Source organism: Ligilactobacillus animalis KCTC 3501 = DSM 20602, from assembly GCF_001434535.1.
Classification (GTDB): domain Bacteria; phylum Bacillota; class Bacilli; order Lactobacillales; family Lactobacillaceae; genus Ligilactobacillus; species Ligilactobacillus animalis.
Genome location: NZ_AYYW01000057.1, coordinates 206965 through 224845 on the forward strand (window position 1 = coordinate 206965; position 17881 = coordinate 224845).

The window sequence follows — 17881 nt, forward strand, 5'->3', positions numbered from 1 at the left end:
ACTCTATTTGACTAAGATCAAATATCCATCTCGTTGCACAACTAAGCCAGCTTTCATCAAATGCCCAACTGCGCGTTTAAATTGTCCTTTACTGATCCCAAAATAGACTTTGATCTCAGCCGGATCACTCTTATCTGTAAACGGCAAACGGCCTTCTGCATTATGTTGTAAAGCAGCTAGAAGCATTTGCGCATCATCACTGATAGCTTCATAAGCACGTGGACGTAATGAAAGATTCAATGTCCCATCTGGTCTTATCCCGATCACTCTGGCCTTAACTTCTTGACCTAAACGCGGTTCTTGATCACGTTCTGACGGATGAATAAAGCCTAATTGGTAATCTTTAGTAATGACATATGAACCCACCATCTTCAAACGGTAGACCGTTGCGATCACGTCTTTATTCATCATCTTTTGACTTGCAGCATCACCTACAGCTTTAAACATCTCCATTGTAGCTAATTCGCCCCAAAGACGGCCTTTATCATCTACACGTAAAGCGATCATCAAACGGTCGCCTGCTTTAGGCCAAAGATTTTGCAATTCAGGTAAAGTATCAGTCGAAACTACGATGTCTTTGTTAGGTAGACCGATATCAACAAAGACCCCTAAGCCACGTTGGACCTTCTTTACTTCACCCCATGCATAACGATCAAAACCACTCTTGGGTTCAGTTTTAGTCAACTGTAATTCATGATCTTCATTTTCATAAGCAAAGCCTGAGATCATAGCCCCTGGTTTAGGTAACTTCAAAAGTTCGCTCTTGGCGATCCTAAAAGTTGTTCCTTCTTTTTGCGCAAAAACATAATCTGCATTTTCATCAATGACCATAGCAGTTATATTGCGTCCAATTAAATCTTTTAACATTATTATTATGCTCCCTAACTATTCTGACTAGAAACTTCTTTTTCTATTTTACCTAAAAACACTATGAATTGCGAATTGTTGCGTTAAATATATCATAGATTATCATTATGTTCTCAGAAAATAGTGTTCTATCTCAACTTTTTTAACATATTATTTATCCGGACAGGTCATAAGTGTTGGGCAAAGAAATTTAATAGTAAGATAACAGACAAAACTGCACCAAAAACTAATCCTCCCAGAAGATAGGCACCAATAAGCATAAGCTTGAGCAAGAACGGAATAAGCCAAAGTTTAAGTACTACCGCGCCAACAATAATTGTTATTAAATAACTTATCACACCTACGACTTTATTTTTAGAACAATAACTCAGATAAGCATTAAATAACTTAGTAAGCTCGTTCCATAATTTACATACTTTCAAGCCTGTCTTCGTTTCAACTAACAGCTGATAGATCAAATTAGTCATCACTCTGTCCCCCTTTAGAGAACACTTCTATCAATATTTCCATAAATACCCATTATACTAAATAAAACTAACTAAATTTTCTTCCGAAAAACGACTACTGTCAAGTACTGCTACTCATTTTCTTTAATAATTAGAAACACCACAAAAATTGCTTATTCTTGCTAATATGGAATAGTTTCATTCCCAACACAAAAAAGAACCCTTGATATATCAAGGGTTCTAGCGTTAAAATAAGCGAATGTTATTTAACTTGGCTCATAACTTCTTCTACAAAGTTATCAGCTTTCTTTTCGATACCTTCACCAACTTCGTAACGAACGAAGGCTTTGACCTTGCCGTCCTTAGAAGCCATGAATTTAGCAACTGTCAAGTCTGGATCCTTAACAAATGCTTGGTCATCCAAAGCAACTTCAGCAAAGAACTTGTTCAAGCGACCTGCAACCATCTTTTCGATGATGTTTTCTGGCTTGCCTTCGTTCTTAGCTTCTTCAGTTAAAACTGCTTTTTCGTGTTCTACTTCACTAGCAGGCACTTGGTCGCGGTTAACGTACTTAGGATTGATAGCTGCAACGTGCATTGCAACGTCTTTAGCAGCCACTTCATCAGCACCTTCAACAACAGTTAAAACAGCGATCTTACCACCCATGTGTAAGTAAGCACCGAAGTTTTCGTTGTCAGCTTTTTCAACCAATTCAAAGCGACGCAATGTGATCTTTTCACCGATAACTTGTGTAGCTTCGATGATTTCTTCGTTGATCGTACCTTTGTCAGTCTTGATAGCCAAAGCAGCTTCTAAATCAGCTGGTTTGTTTTCTGCGATCAAACCTGCAACACGTTTTACAAGGTCCTTGAATTGTTGGTTTTGAGCAACAAAGTCTGTTTCAGCGTTGATTTCAACAACTGCAGCTGTGTTACCTACAACTTCAACATCAGCTAAACCTTCAGCAGCAACACGGTCGCTCTTCTTAGCAGCCTTTGCCATACCTTTTTCACGCAAGAAATCAATAGCCTTGTCCATGTCGCCATCAACAGCAACTAAAGCTTTCTTAGCATCCATCATACCTACGCCAGTTTTTTCGCGTAATTCTTTTACTTGAGCAGCAGTAACTTTTGCCATAGCCTAGTGGCCTCCTTAGAGTGATTAATTTGGAGTACTTTTGGCATAAAAACCATGGTGTATCCAAACCATAAATTTAAAAAAAGGCCATCTCAAGACTAAGGCCAAAATGCCTACCTAAAACCTGAGACAGCCTAAGTTTATTAACTATTCAGCATCTGTATCGTTGTTGCCTTCAACAACTTCAACGATTTCTTCGATGGATTCAACTTCTTCGCCGTTAGCAGCTTGGAAAGTTTCTTCTGAAACAGGTGCATCATCTTCGCCTTGACGACCTTCGATGATCGCATCTGCCATCTTAGATGTGATCAAACGTACGGCACGGATAGCATCGTCGTTTGATGGGATCTTAACATCAATTTCATCTGGATCAGCGTTTGTGTCGACCATAGCAACGATAGGAATGTTAAGCTTTTGTGCTTCCTTAACAGCGATACGTTCCTTGCGAGGATCCACGATGAACAATACATCAGGGATACGTGGCATATCTTCAATACCACCAAGGAATTTTTGAAGACGATCGCGTTCTTTGATCAACAAAGCAACTTCTTTCTTAGGTAACACTTCAAATGTGCCATCTTCTTCCATTGCTTTGATCTCTTTCAAACGTTTGATACGTTTTTGGATCGTGTTCCAGTTTGTCAAAGTACCACCTAACCAACGATGGTTTACGTAGTATTGACCTGCACGTTTTGCTTCTTCTTCGATCGCATCTTGTGCTTGTTTCTTTGTACCAACAAACAAGATAACACCATCGTTAGCAGCAGCATCTTTCATAAAATCGTAAGCATCGTCGATCAACTTAACAGTTTTTTGTAAGTCGATGATGTAGATACCATTACGTTCTGTGAAGATGTACTTCTTCATCTTAGGGTTCCAACGACGTGTTTGGTGACCAAAATGTACACCAGCTTCAAGTAATTGTTTCATGGAAATAACAGCCATTACAATTAACCTCCAAAATAGTTTTTATTATCCTCCCCTATGTTCAACGATCAAAAAACTCAAATGAGCACTCTTTTGACCATCGCATAAGGTGTGAATTGTACCTTTATAGGCACTCTTGGTATTATAACCTACTCCTAGAGCAATTGCAAACGTTTCTGTTAAAAAATCAAGCTTATTTTGTTTGAACTAAAGTCGGGGCCGTTCCAGTCTCGATCACTGATTTAGCCGAATCTAATGAGATATTGACCATATTTTCAACAGCTATTTCAGTGTAAAAGGCAATGTGTGGCGTCATCACAACGTTATCTAACGCAACTAACTCTTTGAACAGTTCATCTTCAACACCCGTTTCATTTAAATCGTGGTTAAAGATCGGTGTCTCAAATTCATACGTATCTAAACCAGCACCACCTAATTTGCCACTCTTCAAAGCTGCAAGTAAAGCATTAGCATCGATCAAAGAACCGCGCGCAGTATTGATGATATAAGCGCCATCTTTCATTTTTTCGATCATTTTAGCATCGATCAGATGTCCATCTTTGTCAGAGCCTGGCATATGCAAAGTCAACACATCGGCTTTAGCCACTAGATCTTCTAGCGTATCAACATAGATACCTTCACTTTCCAATTTAGGATCATGATAGGGATCAAACGCCAAGATCTTAGCACCAAAGCCCTTATAGATATCGATCGCAGCTTTACCGATCCGCCCCGTGCCAACGATCCCGATCGTCAAAGCTCTGATCTCTTTACCAACAAAGGGAGCCCAGCGATAATCATTGGAAGCCATTCGCTTGCGGAAAATATTTTGATTACGCAACAATTGTAGTAAGATCGTTACTGAAAATTCAGCGATCGCATTAGGCGAATATGCCGGCACATTAGTTACCGCGATCCCATATTTCTTAGCTTCAGCTAGGTCTAGATTATCGACCCCGACATTTCTGATCGAAACATCTTTGACACCATAACCAGCCAAAGTCTTAAAAAGATCCGCTGGATACGTCCCAGTCTGAAAGCTGATAACAGCATCATATCCCTTGGACAAGCTCAAATTTTCGGACGTAACTTCATCGGCAACTAATTTTATTTCAATATTATTTTTTTGAGACCAATTTTCAAAATAAGCACGTTCATCTTGACGTACATTATAAGCAATAAACTTCATAACGAACTGCTGCACCAAATGTGACTCCAAATGAAGAAATGCAGCCTTCCTTTCTTGAATTTTAGCTAACTTTTCTTGATGATCTCACATTTTAACTTCAAATCTAAAGTTAGCACTTCAACTCTTACTATAACATAAGTCTATCTTAACAAATATTTCTCAGCTACTCCATGTTCACGCAAATAGCTTTCCTTTTGTTGGCGTGTTAGTTGTTTGAACGCATATTCTTTTTTAAGTGCTAAACTTTTAGTCGCAAATTGCTCATGGTAGATCATTTTCACCGGGCGCCGAACACGGGTATACTTAGCTCCCTGTCCACTATTGTGAGTCATTAAACGCTGTTTGAGATCAGTCGTAAAGCCTGTATAAAAAGTAGCATCCGCACAGCGTAAAACATAGAAAAAATACTGTTTACTCTGCTGTTCCATATAAAATTTCCCTCATCTCCGGTGTATATTCATCATTTGCCTGATAAACTGTGATCGGAGGCATAAAGCGCAATCCGCCTTTGCGTCCATCTTTGATCGCTTCGACTAAGACCATATTAGCTTCACGACCTGCTTTAGGATAGACTAGTTGGATCTTCTTAGGAGCTAGCCGATTTTTTTGCATGCATTCAAAGATCTCCCACAGTCTATCAGGACGATGAACAAAATAAGCTTTACCTTTAGTTTTTAAAAGTGCACTACTCATTTCGATCGTTTGAGCTAAAGTCACCGTGATCTCATGGCGGGCCAATGCCAGATAAGGGTTAGGATTTTTTTTGCTAGTTGGAAGATCCGAAAAGTACGGGGGATTACATGTGACCGTATCAAAGCTATCTTTTTTCAAATGCGTCAACGAATCGTTTAGATCAAGATTCAAGACAGTCAGCTGTTTTTCTAAAGAATTTAATTTAACACTACGTTCAGCCATTTCAGCTAATTTAGGTTGGATCTCGACAGCCACGATCGAAGCTTTAGTTTTGTTTGTCAAAAATAGACCAACTGCCCCATTTCCCGCACAGAGATCGACTACTTTGCCATTTTCTTTTTTTGTTGGCTCGGCAAAATGGGCCAGTAACACTGCATCCAAAGAAAAAGAAAAAACTTTTGAGCTTTGAATTATTTTGATATCGTTAGCGTATAACTGGTCGATCCGTTCATCTTCTCTCAATTCGATTTTATTCAAATCAAAACACCTTCTTTTACTCTTTAACGTGACTTGCAATTTTAAGATAAATTTAGCATACTAAAAAATGTATAATAAATAAATAGCGCTGTCCAAGTATTGAAGCCACTTGAAAGTTAAACTGTGAGCCGGCTAGCAGCAGCGCTATCTAAGAAAGGAAGGCTATAGAACTTTCAAATATCTCACAGTCTATAGCAGTAAATACCATGTTTTATTCATTTATTCGAGGCCTAGTTAGGTTTCTTGTTTATCTGATCAACGGTAAACCAAACTTTGAAGGCAAAGAAAACTTACCTTCAGGAAATTATATTTTGGTTGGCCCACACCGCACTTGGTTTGATCCCTTGTATTTTGCCTTAGCAGCTTCTCCTAAAAAATTCAGCTTCATGGCAAAAGAAGAACTTTTCAAAAATCCAATTTTGCGGTTTATCCTAAAACATGCCAACGCTTTTCCGGTCAACCGAAAAAATCCTGGTCCCTCTGTGATCAAGACCCCAGTCAAGTTGCTTAAAAAAAGTGATCTTTCTTTGATCATGTTTCCTTCTGGGACTAGACATTCACAGGAAATGAAAGGGGGCGTCGTTTTGATCGCTAAAATGACTGGTGTCCCGATCGTTCCTGCCGTTTACCAAGGGCCCTTGACCTTAAAAACACTCTTTAGTCGTAAAAAGACAACTGTTCGCTTTGGTGAACCGATCTACGTTGATCGCAAAACTAAATTGACCGATGAGACCCAAGCAACGATCATCAATGAAATGGAACAAGCCTTTACCAAACTGGACAAAGCGATCGATCCAAACTTCCACTACATCGATCCTACAACAAAAAAATAACTAAAAATAGGTTGGACTCGCAAGTCACAACCTATTTTTAGTTTTAAATTACTTTTTAGACATATTTTGCTTCATTGAAGCCATCATTTGATGAAGTTTCTTTTCAGAAGGCTTTTGCCCCATCTGAATCATCATCGTCCGCAACATCTGTTCATTGATCGGCGGATTTTTCTTCAAATAGTCTTCCATGTACTTACGAGCAGCAAAGAAACCACCAACAAAGCCAAGGATAAGCGCTAAGACTACAAGTACGATCCAAATTCCAGTAGACATTTCAGCACCCCCTTCTCATTATATTCATTCAACTACTTATTCTACACAAGTTATCCTTAAAAATAAAGCGCTAAACGACTTTAATTATCACGCAAACCACGTTCACGTTGGATCTTTTTGACCTTTTCTGGCGTAACTTCATTGCCATCTTTATCGTAGACTTGTAACATTTCTACGTGACTACGGAAGTTTTCTCTAAACATCGCTAAGTAAGTCTTACGCAATTCTTGTTGTTCTTCTTTTTCAGCTTCTGTTAGCGTGCCTTCTTTTTTCTTTTTAGATAATTCATTGATGCGATCGATCAGTTCTTGGGGGATCGCACCTTTTTTTGCTTCCGTCGTTTCTGACGCTTGTTCTAATTTTTCGTCTTTTTCCATGTTAAATTCCTCTTTTCCAAGATGATCTATCATTTATATTCTATCTCAAAATTTTAAGAAAGTCATTAACTTAGTCACTTTCTCTAGATAAAGCAAACGCTTGTTTGTAACTGTTGGTTTTCTATGTTATAATTACCCTATAAAAATGTATTGAGGTGTTCAAAATGACAAAAGCATCCGAAAAAAGACAGCTAAACATTTTGCGTTTTATCTACAATACAGTTGAGAGCAAAGGTTATCCACCGACTGTACGCGAGATCTGCCAAGCAGTCTCCCTTTCTTCGACCTCAACTGTACACGGTCATTTAGCACGCTTAACTAAGAAAGGCTTTCTTAAAAAAGATCCTACTAAGCCACGGGCAATGGAAGTTACTCCAGCTGGTCTAGACGCTTTGGGGATCAAAACGACCTTAAATGAGATCCCCGTTGTCGGAACGGTAACTGCAGGGATGCCGATCTTAACCGTTGAAGAAACAACTGATTATTTCCCATTACCACCTAATTTAAGCGATGCCAATGATTTGTTCATGTTGAACATCCGTGGTGAAAGCATGATCGATGCTGGGATCTTAGATGGTGATCAAGTTATCGTTAGAAAACAATCTGCTGCTGACAATGGTGATATCGTGATCGCCATGACCGAAGACGATGAAGCAACGTGCAAGCGATTCTACAAAGAAGACGGATATTTTAGATTACAACCTGAAAATGAAACGATGGATCCGATCATCTTGGATAATGTCGTAATTTTAGGCAAAGTCATTGGGCTCTACCGTGATATGATCTAAAGTCAATATTTTAGCAACTAGGAGTTTACCGACTTCTAGTTTTTTTATTCAAAAAAAAGATGCCTCAAAGTGCATCTTTTAGAACTATTTACTTGCCTTAGCCATTTTTAGCAATTCTTCTGCATGTTCTAGCGTCAAAGTCGTGATCGAAGAACCCGATAACATTCGGGCTAATTCTTCGATCCGTTCCTTATCGTTTAAGATCGTCAGCGAAGTTTCAGTCCGACCATTAGCTACATGCTTAGCAATAAAGTAGTGATGGTCTGCCACAGCTGCGACCTGTGGTAAATGCGTGATACACAACACTTGCGAATTAGTTGCGATCTGACTGATCTTTTCTGCGATTGCCTGGGCGACGCGCCCACTGACTCCAGTATCGACCTCATCGAAAATAATACTCGTCACACCCTTATTTTGGGCAAAGATCGTCTTTAGCGCGAGCATGATCCGCGACAATTCACCACCAGAAGCGATCTTTGCTAAAGCGCCCATTTCTTCTCCGGGGTTAGTTTGAATGTAAAATTCGACCCGATCAAGCCCAGTCTCAGTCAATTGCCCGTTCTCTGGTAAAAAACGTACTTCAAAAACAGCTTTATCCATATAAAGCGCACTTAATTGCTGATGGATCTCATTTTCAAGGCGTTTAGCAGTCTGTTTGCGTAACTCGCTGATCTCTAGTGCTAATTCTTTTGCCTTGGCGTGAGCTTCTTTGACCTGTTCGACTTGCTGCTCTAAGTTTTCATCGCTTTGTTGCATCGTTTCAAGCTCGTGTTTTATCTTATCGTAATAAGCCAAGATCGTTTCGATCGAATCACCATATTTACGCTTGAGCTGATGGATCGTTTCGAGCCGTGCCTCAATTGAATTTAGCAGTTCTTCATCCCACTCCAGATCACTTAATTGCCCTGAAACTTCATGTGCTGCATCTTGCAGATTATAAAAAGCATCAGAAACCTTTTCGTAGATCGCGGCTAATTCAGAATTGAACTCAGCCACATCTTCTAATTCACTCATGACATTTCCTAGAACGCTCATCACATCTAATTCTTCACCATTTAGTGCTTGATAACTCATCTCTAAGGCGTGATGGATCGTTTGATAATTATCTAATTGACGTTTTTGTTCTTGGAGCTCTTCTTCTTCGCCCTCGTGTAACTGCGCCTCACTGATCTCATTAACTTGAAATTGTAACATATCGAGTCTTTGAGCCCACTCATGCGCATTTTTCTCGCGTTGCTCCAGTGCTTGCGAAAGGCGACGATAATTGGCATAAAGTGCCTGGTATTGTGTCAATTTAGCTAGGATCTCAGGCTGATAATTATCAACTAGGGCTAAATGGCGCTCAGGATCCATCAATTCTTGATGCTCATTTTGTCCGTGGATATCGATCAAGGTTTGCCCTACCTGCCGTAATGTGCCCAAATTGACCAAAACACCATTTATCCGGCAAACATTTTTACCACTGCGATAAATATTGCGTTGTAAGATCAAAACGTCATCTTCACATTCGATCCCAAATTCATCTAAAAGCTCATATGTGCGCATCGCTTTAGGAATGGTAAATTGCCCCTGGAGTAACGACTTATTAGCTCCCTTGCGGATAAAATCACTCGAGCCACGTCCACCTGCTAGTAGTCCTAAAGCATCGATAATGATAGATTTACCAGCCCCTGTTTCACCAGTCAAGACCGTCATATTCGTTCCAAAATCAACGGTCAACTGCTCAATAATTGCAAAATCACGGATCATTAATTCTTGTAACAAAGTACTTTCCTGCTGTTGCTAAGAGTAACAGTTTTTCCTTTCCCAAAATCTAAAAGTCCTATTTATCATCGATCAAAGCCAATAATTTACGCTCGATCTGCAATGCATCCTCATTTGAGCGTGCAAAGAGCATGATCGTGTCATCATCGCCTAAAGTAGCAAAGACTTCATCATAGTTCATTTGTGAGATCAAGCTCGAAAGCGCTGGCCCATTACCAGGCAAAACTTTGACCATACATAGATCACGGTGACAGTCAGAAACAAGATAGGCGTCACGCAAAACTTTCCTTAGTTTTTTTTCGGTATTATCCTTCTTGGTCGTCGGTAAACTATACCGATACGATCCATCTGGCGTTGGGACTTTGATCAACTGCATCTCTTTTACGTCACGTGAGATAGTAGCTTGAGTCACTTCAACTCCCTTAGCTGAAAGGAGACTAACAAAGTCTTCTTGCCGATAAATCGCATTATCCTGGATCATTTTTTTAATAATTCGTTGTCTATCTTGTTTTCTCACTGAGAAATCATCCTTCCTACCTACTTATCTTTTTGATGAAGTAATGTTTGATGGGCTTGTTTGATCACCGCACTTGGATCGACATTCGCACTGATCGTTGCAGTCTCTGAGGTTGAACGCAAATGAACTAAAAATTCAATATTTCCTTCACCACCCGTGATCGGTGAAAAATCAAGGTCTAAAACATCATAGCCTGCTTTGACAGCAAAAGCGATCAACTCTTGGGCTACTTCTAAATGAACTTTTTCATCCCGAACGATCCCATGCTTACCGACCTTTTCACGGCCCGCCTCAAATTGAGGCTTGATCAAAGCCACCACGTCTCCGCCCGGCTCCAAGATCGCATGTAAAGTCGGCAAAATAAGTTGTAAAGAAATAAAAGAAACATCGATCGTCGCAAAATCAGGGCGTCCAGCAGTAAAATCTTCTAATTTACTGTAGCGAAAGTTAGTATTCTCCATCACAACGACTCGCGGATCTTGGCGCAACTTCCAAGCTAATTGATTAGTTCCCACATCGAGAGCATAACTCAACTTAGCCCCTTTTTGTAAGGCGACATCAGTAAAGCCCCCCGTAGATGAACCAATATCAAGGACTGTCTTATTTTTGGTACTTAGTTTAAAGACTTTGAGCGCTTTTTCAAGCTTTAAGCCACCACGACTAACATAAGGAATTTTTTTACCCTTAAAATGTAATTTGACACTTGGATCGATCTTTTCACCTGGTTTATCTAAGCGTTCTTCATTTTCACCTAAGATCTCGCCTGCCATAACTGCACGTTTTGCTTGTTCGCGTGTCTCGAATAGACCCTGCTTGACCAATAATACATCTACACGTTCTTTTTTCATACTTACATCCTTACTTATAATTTAAAATACTCTAGCACTTGACGCAAAAGAGAAGTCTCAAAACCACTTCCGGCTAAAAACTCAAGTTGATCTTTTGCTTGTTCCAACGTATTAGCTAGCGCTTGCTTAGCTCCCTCTAGTCCTAAAAGGCGCGGATAAGTATTTTTATTTTCCGCCACATCCTTATTAGCTGTCTTACCCAACTCGGCAGTCGTCGCCGTTACATCTAAAATATCGTCATAGATCTGAAAGGCTAGACCAAATTTTTGGCCAAAAGTAACTAATGCCTGCTCTTGTTTTGGGGTCGCTCCACCTAAAATGGCACCGGCAAAACAAGCATACTCCAACAATTGTCCGGTCTTGTTTTTATGGACTTGCATCAACTCAGCTAAAGTCAACGTGGTCTTTTCACCTAAGATATCACTGGTTTGGCCTGCGACCATCCCATTTGCCCCTGCAGCTTTGGCGAGTTCAGCCACCAAGGTAACACGTTTTTTAGGTGACAGCTTTGTTTTAGCTATCCAACCAAAAGCCTCAGTTAAAAGGGCATCACCTGCTAAAACCGCTATATCTTGACCAAAAACTTTATGATTTGTCGGTTTTCCCCGCCGGAGATCATCATTATCCATCTCAGGTAGATCATCATGGATCAAAGAGTAGGTGTGCAGAAATTCTAAACTTCCCGCCACACTCAAAACATCTGGATCGATCTTTTTGCCTAAACTTTGACAGATCAACATGATCAAAAGCGGTCTGATCCGCTTACCACCCGCTTCAAGCGAATATTGCATAGCTGCTTGTAGCGTCTTATTCTCAGTAAATTGTGCCAAGTAATGTCGCATATGCTGTTCAAGCAAAGGGATCATTTTATTTTGAAAAGTTGCTAACTGCATTTTTCACTCTCTAGGTATGGGATCATCAAGAAAACCTAGATTCCTTCCTTGTTTACTTTAACAGTATTGCTCCCATCAAATTTCTCACAATACACAGCTAAATCTCAGTCATTGTTTGCTTCAAAGACGACTTCTTGACCTTCTTCGTTGATAACTTTGGTCAGAGTATCCTCGGCATTTTGGAGGGTCTCTTGTAATTTTTTACTCAAAGCTACCCCTTTTTGGAATTGTGCTAGCGCTTCTTCTAAAGGAACATCGCCTTGCTCAAGTTTGCCTACGATCGCTTCTAACATTTGTAATTCTTGTTCAAAAGTTAAATTATTTTCTGTCATTTTTTCTTCATCCCATCAATTTTAGTAACTTTAGCCTTCACACTACCATCGCTCAAATGCAATTTGATCTCCGAACCGACCGTCAGATCAGATGTCTTTTTGATGATCTTTTCATCCGCTGTGACGTAAGAAAAGCCACGTCCCATGACACGTAACGGGCTCAACATATCCAAGGCATTAGTAGCCTTTATCAAACGTTGCTCCCTATCACCAACATACTTTTCCGTTGCCCGGAATAGATCTTTTTTGAGTTGTACCACTTGTTGTTTATGCAAGTTGATCGTATCTTTTGGCGAAGAACTCTGCAAACGCGTCATCAACTCCGAAAATGACTTTTCTTTTTGATATAACTGTTCCCGGTAAGCCTGTTTGAGTCGATTCTGGTAACCATCAAGCTTTTGAAGGTAGCCTTCATACAGACGGTTTGGTTGCATAAAAACGTAAGAATTTTGCAATTTTTGTAGCCGTTGGCGGCGTAACTTCAGCATAGCTTGATAACTTTGGATCAAGCGCAACTTATCTTGTTTGATCCGTAAGATCTCGTCTTCTAAGACCGGTGTTGCCAATTCAGCTGCTGCAGTAGGGGTCGCCGCTCTGACATCAGCTACTAAATCAGCGATCGTCGTATCGGTTTCGTGTCCAACCGAAGAAATGATCGGGATCTGGCTTTCAAAGATCGCTCGGGCAACTTTTTCTTCGTTAAAGGGCCATAGATCCTCGATCGAGCCCCCACCACGACCGATAATGATCGTATCAAAATCTCCTCGAGCATTGACCTCTTTTAAACGTCCAACTAATGAATCAGCTGCTTTTTCGCCCTGAACGACTGCGGGAAATAAAACTAGTTGTGCGATCGGATACCGCCGTCTAGTAGTCGTGATGATATCGCGGATGACCGCGCCCGATGGACTAGTGATCACTGCGATCCGTTTAGGAAAATGGACTAATGGCCGCTTAGGTGCGCTAAACAACCCTTCTGTGGCTAATTTAGTTTTTAATTGCTCAAACGCTTGATACAAAGCGCCCACACCATCTGGTTCCATCTTCTCGATCGTGATTTGGTAATTTCCACTAGGTTCATACAGATCTACTCTTCCGACCACTAAGACTTTCATTCCATCTTCAACATTGAATTTCAGTTTGTTAAATGCCGATTGAAACATGACTGCATCTATTTTAGCACCATCGTCTTTTAAACTAAAATATTGATGGCGGGGACGTAAACGGAAATTTGAGATCTCACCAGTCAGATAGACACGATTCAAATATGGATCAGCACTGAATTTTCGATGTAAATACTTAGTTAGTGCGGTGACGGTCAAATATTGATCTTTTTCCATTAGCTATTGCTCTTTTCTGCCAATTCAAGCGTTTGTTGCATCAACATTGCGATCGTCATCGGTCCAACGCCGCCGGGAACTGGTGTCAAATAAGCTGCCTTAGTTACAGCACTAGCTTGTTTGACATCACCGACTAATTTGCCGTTAGCCAAACGGTTGATCCCAACATCGATCACAGTTGCGCCTTCCTTGATATAAGTCTCATCGACCATTTCAGCTCGTCCCGTTGCAACGACTAAAATATCAGCCTGGCTAGCAACTCTTGGAAGATCTTTAGTCTTACTATGCGCCACAGTGACGGTAGCATCTGCATTTATCATCAAAGCAGCTAAAGGACGTCCAACTAAATTACTGCGTCCGATGATCACAACATTTTTACCAGCCACCGGGATCTGATACTCTTCTAATAGGACCATAATGCCACGTGGGGTACATGGTAAAGCTTTAGGCTGGTCCATAAAAAGATGGCCTAAATTTTCGGGATGCAAACCATCAGCATCCTTTTTCGGATCGATCCGTTCGATCACTGCATTTTCATCAAGCTGTGCTGGTAACGGCATCTGCACCAAGATCGCATGGACTGTTACATCGCCATTCAACTCATCGATCAATTGTAATAACTCTGCTTGTGTCGTGTTAGCTGGTAAAGTGATATCTTTAGTCTTGATCCCGATCTTTTCAGCTGCCCGTTTTTTATTGCGGACATATACATGACTAGCCGGATCATCCCCTACTAAAACAACAGCCAAACATGGCTCTAACCCTTGTTGCTTTAACTTTTCTGTCTTTCCCTTTAATTGGCTGCGGATTTTTTCAGCAGTTCCGCGTCCGTCTATCATCACTGTCATATAAATCACAACCTTAACTTTAGTGTATACCTAATATTTTAGCACACTCAGCTACATTTTTTTCAAAAATAAAATGCCTGCACTAAACTTTAGTACAGACATTTTTCATCTTTAAAGTAGATTTGATAAAACACCATTAATAAAACGCCGTGATTTATCATCACTAAATTCCTTAGCTAACTGCAAAGCTTCGTCTAAAGCCACTTTAGCCGGAACATCATCAACATAAAGCATTTCATAGATCGCTAAGCGCAAGATCAAGAGGTCTGTCTTGTTCAAGCGTGCGAGCGTCCAATTTGCGCTCAAATGTTGATCGATCTTTGCGTCTAATTCAGATTGGTGTGTAAGTACGCCTTCTACCAATTCAGGCAAGTAGGCTGGTACTGTAGTTGTCGCCTCATCTTCCAACAAAGCTTCGTAAACGTCTTGTGGTAAGGCATCTGGGTTGCTATTCAACGCAAAAAGTGCTTGAAAAGCCAGTTTACGCGTATCATGTCTACTAATACTCACTATTCTTCACCATTCTCTTCCCCAAATAAATTATTTGGGTCAATTGTTTGTTCTTGTTTTTCAGGTATTACCCCTTGAACGTGCACATCAACGCCTAAAATTTCAATTCCCGTCATAAAGAGAACTTGTTGGCGAACCTTTTCTTGGATCTGAGCCGCAACTTTAGGAACTGAGACGCCATAGTTCAAAAAGACATAGACATCAACTTTTAATTGATCTTCGTCTTTGTTGACCTTGACACCTTTACCTCGAATTTGACGGCCTAAGAGTTCTGAAAAGCTGTTGGCGATCGAACCACGCATCGAATATACACCATCAACTTGACTTGCTGCGATCCCAATGATCACTTCGATCACTTCTGGTGCTAAACGAACTTCACCTAAGCTGGGTTCTTTACTTGTTAAAACAATATTATTATCTTCAGACATATCTAAAACCTGCTATATAAAATATGGAAAAATATAGGGAAACTCCCTATATCTCAAGAAAGATTATATATTTCCTTTCTTAAATTTTTTCACTTCCAATATTCAACCAAGAAATCCTTTTTTAAAAATTTACCTGTCTTCAAGTTTTTTATGCCAGGACAATCCCGATCCCATATTATCTTTCTTACGGTCACTGTCACAAAAAATAGCTAAAATTGCTAAATGGTTGATTTTTGGCGAAAATAACGTTCAATTGACCAAATTAGGCACGTGAGATATATGTGCCGTCAGTTGTGTTGATCGTTAATACATCACCTTCATTAACGAAGAATGGAACTTGGACCACAACACCTGTTTCCATTGTAGCTGGCTTAGAACCACCAGAAGCTGTATCACCTTTGATACCTGGTTCAGTTTCAGCAACTGTAAGATCAACAGTATTTGGTAATTCAACACCTAATGTTTCAGAACCGTACATGATAACACTAACGACCATGTTTTCTTTCAAGTACTTCAATTCTTCTGTTAAGCTTTCACCTGGTAATTCTAATTGTTCATAAGTATCTGTATCCATGAAGACATAGTTGTTACCATCAGCATATAAGTATTGCATCTTCTTGCGGTCGATCTGTGCTTGTTCTACTTTTTCACCAGCACGGAATGTTTTTTCTTGAACAGCACCATTACGTAAGTTTTTTAATTTAGAACGGACAAAAGCTGAACCCTTGCCTGGCTTTACATGTTGAAATTCGACCACACGCCATAATTCACCATCGACTGTGATCGTTAAGCCATTTTTAAAATCATTTACTGAAATCATATTAGTCCTCCTAAAATAATTACATAAGTCCCACTATCTCATTAGTAGCACACTTATCCAAATATAATTCATACACTTTATAATATCAAAAGAACAGCGGTAAATGCAAGTTAATCACCGCTATCTCGCTTAAATTTCATAATATTCTTGGTAAAAATCGGTCAAATTCTCATAGCCCGTTTCGGTGACTAAGATATCATCTTCCAAACGTACCCCACCCAGATCAGGTAAATAGATCCCCGGTTCGATAGTGATCACTTGTCCTGGCTGTAAAACTTCTGTGCTTGTTTTACCGATATAAGGGCCCTCATGAACATTTAGTCCGATCCCGTGTCCCATACCGTGTTCAAAATATTTTGCATAACCTTTTTGAGCGATATAGTCGCGTCCGATCTGATCAAGTTCTTTTCCGGTGATCCCGGGTCTGACTGCTTCGATCGTCAGTTGCTTAGCTTCAGCAACGATATGATAGATCTCTTCTAGCTTAGGATCGACCTTGCCTAGCGAAAAGGTTCGGGTCACATCCGAAGTATAGTGGTCTAAAAAATAACCATAATCAAGAGTTACTAAGTCCCCTGAAGCTAATTTCTTGTTACTTGCGACACCATGTGGTAAGGCCGAACGTGTTCCTGAAGCTACGATAGTTTCAAAGGAGGCTTGACTAGCCCCGTTTTTTCGCATGTAATAATCTAGTTCCAAGGCTAGCTCTTGTTCTCCAAGTCCTGGTCTAGCAAGTTTTAAGACATGCTCAAATCCAGCCTTAGCCAAGCGACAACTCGCTTTTATCTTTTCGATCTCAGTAGCAGATTTTTGTGAACGCAAGGCTTCTATCAAACCACTCAATGCGACTAGATCACATGGAGCATATTCATCTAACTGATCATAAACTTGATAGCTCAAACTTTCTTCAAATGCTAAAGCAACAACTTTCTCACGTTCGCATATCTCTAAGGCTCGTCCAAAATAATCCCGTGTGATCACTGCTTTTAACCACGGATTAGTTTGAGCTATTTGCGTCTCAAAACGTGCATCAGTGATCAAATAACGTTCTTGTTCTGTTACTAACAGAATGCCGGCATCCCCGGTAAAGCCGCTTAAATAATAGATATTATCTGGTGAAGTCACCAAATAAGCATCTACACTAGCTTCTTGCATTTTTTGCCGTAAGCGTTGACAACGTTGGTCAAATTCATTCATCATTGATACCTTCCTTGATCCATATTTATCTCATGATAACACACCTATGCGCGCTAGAAAATCTAAACGATCGCCTTGATCTTATCAGCGATATAGTTTCCCTTGACTATCACGATGATCCGATTAGCTCGATAACTTTTGAGACTTCGAAAATGAACTCGAACGATCATAAAACATTTGTCTGTTCCATCAACGATCGCCGTAGCACCCTTAAAATTTTGTTTTGTACTAAGAACTAACATTGTTTGATCTTGTTCTTCAAAATAGATTTTCTCTAATAAGTTTGGCAAATTACCGCCCCCATTTACTTTTTATCCGTATTATATTCCTTAGTTCACAAAAATTCCATCAACCATAACTTATATAATCAATTTAT

The 17881-nt window shown here is 40.0% G+C and carries 23 protein-coding genes; 2 read left to right on the forward strand and 21 right to left on the reverse strand.

Annotated features, from left to right (window positions below; translation table 11 throughout):
* Nucleotides 1-3 precede the first annotated feature (3 nt).
* The 7 genes from FC30_RS08845 to FC30_RS08875 all read right to left on the reverse strand — a co-directional run bounded on the left by FC30_RS08845 (nucleotide 4) and on the right by FC30_RS08875 (nucleotide 5737).
* Entirely contained in the window at nucleotides 4-867 is an 864-nt protein-coding gene (locus FC30_RS08845; protein ID WP_010688967.1) for a CvfB family protein, read from the reverse strand.
* Between the two features lie 167 nt (nucleotides 868-1034).
* Entirely contained in the window at nucleotides 1035-1334 is a 300-nt protein-coding gene (locus tag FC30_RS08850) for a hypothetical protein (protein WP_010688965.1), read from the reverse strand.
* A 241-nt stretch (nucleotides 1335-1575) separates the two neighbouring features.
* A complete protein-coding gene (tsf, locus tag FC30_RS08855; RefSeq protein WP_010688964.1) occupies nucleotides 1576-2451 on the reverse strand; it encodes a translation elongation factor Ts in 876 nt (291 codons plus the stop codon).
* Between the two features lie 147 nt (nucleotides 2452-2598).
* On the reverse strand, nucleotides 2599-3396 hold the full coding sequence (gene rpsB / locus FC30_RS08860; protein WP_004047620.1) for a 30S ribosomal protein S2: 798 nt from the start codon (nucleotides 3394-3396) through the stop codon (nucleotides 2599-2601).
* A 175-nt stretch (nucleotides 3397-3571) separates the two neighbouring features.
* A complete protein-coding gene (locus FC30_RS08865) occupies nucleotides 3572-4567 on the reverse strand; it encodes a D-2-hydroxyacid dehydrogenase (RefSeq protein ID WP_029507313.1) in 996 nt (331 codons plus the stop codon).
* A 140-nt stretch (nucleotides 4568-4707) separates the two neighbouring features.
* On the reverse strand, nucleotides 4708-4995 hold the full coding sequence (locus FC30_RS08870; RefSeq protein WP_010688961.1) for a GIY-YIG nuclease family protein: 288 nt from the start codon (nucleotides 4993-4995) through the stop codon (nucleotides 4708-4710).
* Nucleotides 4979-5737, reverse strand: coding sequence for a tRNA1(Val) (adenine(37)-N6)-methyltransferase (locus tag FC30_RS08875; protein ID WP_010688959.1), 759 nt, complete (start codon nucleotides 5735-5737; stop codon nucleotides 4979-4981). The genes FC30_RS08870 and FC30_RS08875 overlap by 17 nt, the downstream gene beginning before the upstream one ends.
* Before the next feature lie 206 nt (nucleotides 5738-5943).
* Between FC30_RS08875 and FC30_RS08880 the strand changes: the two genes are divergently transcribed.
* Entirely contained in the window at nucleotides 5944-6570 is a 627-nt protein-coding gene (locus tag FC30_RS08880) for a lysophospholipid acyltransferase family protein (RefSeq protein ID WP_010688957.1), read from the forward strand.
* A gap of 48 nt (nucleotides 6571-6618) precedes the next feature.
* Here the strand turns inward: FC30_RS08880 and FC30_RS08885 are convergent, their stop codons facing one another.
* Nucleotides 6619-6843, reverse strand: a complete 225-nt coding sequence (locus FC30_RS08885; protein WP_004047611.1) for a YneF family protein — start codon at nucleotides 6841-6843, stop codon at nucleotides 6619-6621.
* Between the two features lie 80 nt (nucleotides 6844-6923).
* Nucleotides 6924-7220 carry a DUF896 domain-containing protein gene (locus tag FC30_RS08890; protein ID WP_010688955.1) on the reverse strand — a complete coding sequence of 99 codons (297 nt, stop codon included), beginning with the start codon at nucleotides 7218-7220 and terminating at the stop codon, nucleotides 6924-6926.
* Between the two features lie 164 nt (nucleotides 7221-7384).
* Between FC30_RS08890 and lexA the strand changes: the two genes are divergently transcribed.
* Nucleotides 7385-8008, forward strand: coding sequence for a transcriptional repressor LexA (lexA, locus tag FC30_RS08895; protein ID WP_010688954.1), 624 nt, complete (start codon nucleotides 7385-7387; stop codon nucleotides 8006-8008).
* An 84-nt stretch (nucleotides 8009-8092) separates the two neighbouring features.
* On the opposite strand, the gene recN is transcribed toward lexA, so the two are convergent.
* The 12 genes from recN to FC30_RS08955 all read right to left on the reverse strand — a co-directional run bounded on the left by recN (nucleotide 8093) and on the right by FC30_RS08955 (nucleotide 17795).
* Nucleotides 8093-9772 (reverse strand): DNA repair protein RecN, encoded by a 1680-nt coding sequence (gene recN / locus FC30_RS08900; RefSeq protein WP_010688953.1) that lies wholly within the window; start codon nucleotides 9770-9772, stop codon nucleotides 8093-8095.
* 58 nt (nucleotides 9773-9830) lie between these two features.
* Nucleotides 9831-10289, reverse strand: a complete 459-nt coding sequence (locus FC30_RS08905) for an arginine repressor (protein WP_035447941.1) — start codon at nucleotides 10287-10289, stop codon at nucleotides 9831-9833.
* A gap of 20 nt (nucleotides 10290-10309) precedes the next feature.
* Nucleotides 10310-11137, reverse strand: a complete 828-nt coding sequence (locus tag FC30_RS08910; protein ID WP_010688951.1) for a TlyA family RNA methyltransferase — start codon at nucleotides 11135-11137, stop codon at nucleotides 10310-10312.
* A 14-nt stretch (nucleotides 11138-11151) separates the two neighbouring features.
* Nucleotides 11152-12030: a polyprenyl synthetase family protein gene (locus FC30_RS08915; protein WP_010688948.1), complete on the reverse strand. Its 879-nt coding sequence runs from the start codon at nucleotides 12028-12030 to the stop codon at nucleotides 11152-11154.
* Between the two features lie 104 nt (nucleotides 12031-12134).
* The gene (locus tag FC30_RS08920; protein WP_010688947.1) at nucleotides 12135-12362 is read right to left on the reverse strand and encodes an exodeoxyribonuclease VII small subunit; all 228 of its coding nucleotides are present in this window, start codon (nucleotides 12360-12362) and stop codon (nucleotides 12135-12137) included.
* The gene (xseA, locus tag FC30_RS08925) at nucleotides 12359-13702 is read right to left on the reverse strand and encodes an exodeoxyribonuclease VII large subunit (protein ID WP_010688946.1); all 1344 of its coding nucleotides are present in this window, start codon (nucleotides 13700-13702) and stop codon (nucleotides 12359-12361) included. The genes FC30_RS08920 and xseA overlap by 4 nt, the downstream gene beginning before the upstream one ends.
* Complete coding sequence (gene folD, locus FC30_RS08930; protein ID WP_010688945.1) at nucleotides 13702-14550, reverse strand: bifunctional methylenetetrahydrofolate dehydrogenase/methenyltetrahydrofolate cyclohydrolase FolD; 849 nt, start codon at nucleotides 14548-14550, stop codon at nucleotides 13702-13704. Before folD ends, xseA begins: the two co-directional genes overlap by 1 nt.
* A gap of 111 nt (nucleotides 14551-14661) precedes the next feature.
* The gene (nusB, locus tag FC30_RS08935) at nucleotides 14662-15060 is read right to left on the reverse strand and encodes a transcription antitermination factor NusB (RefSeq protein ID WP_010688944.1); all 399 of its coding nucleotides are present in this window, start codon (nucleotides 15058-15060) and stop codon (nucleotides 14662-14664) included.
* Nucleotides 15060-15488: an Asp23/Gls24 family envelope stress response protein gene (locus tag FC30_RS08940; protein WP_004047591.1), complete on the reverse strand. Its 429-nt coding sequence runs from the start codon at nucleotides 15486-15488 to the stop codon at nucleotides 15060-15062. The genes nusB and FC30_RS08940 overlap by 1 nt, the downstream gene beginning before the upstream one ends.
* A gap of 262 nt (nucleotides 15489-15750) precedes the next feature.
* A complete protein-coding gene (gene efp, locus FC30_RS08945) occupies nucleotides 15751-16308 on the reverse strand; it encodes an elongation factor P (RefSeq protein WP_004047589.1) in 558 nt (185 codons plus the stop codon).
* Between the two features lie 129 nt (nucleotides 16309-16437).
* Nucleotides 16438-17505 carry a M24 family metallopeptidase gene (locus tag FC30_RS08950; protein WP_010688942.1) on the reverse strand — a complete coding sequence of 356 codons (1068 nt, stop codon included), beginning with the start codon at nucleotides 17503-17505 and terminating at the stop codon, nucleotides 16438-16440.
* Between the two features lie 62 nt (nucleotides 17506-17567).
* Nucleotides 17568-17795 carry a hypothetical protein gene (locus FC30_RS08955; RefSeq protein WP_010688941.1) on the reverse strand — a complete coding sequence of 76 codons (228 nt, stop codon included), beginning with the start codon at nucleotides 17793-17795 and terminating at the stop codon, nucleotides 17568-17570.
* Nucleotides 17796-17881 lie beyond the last annotated feature (86 nt).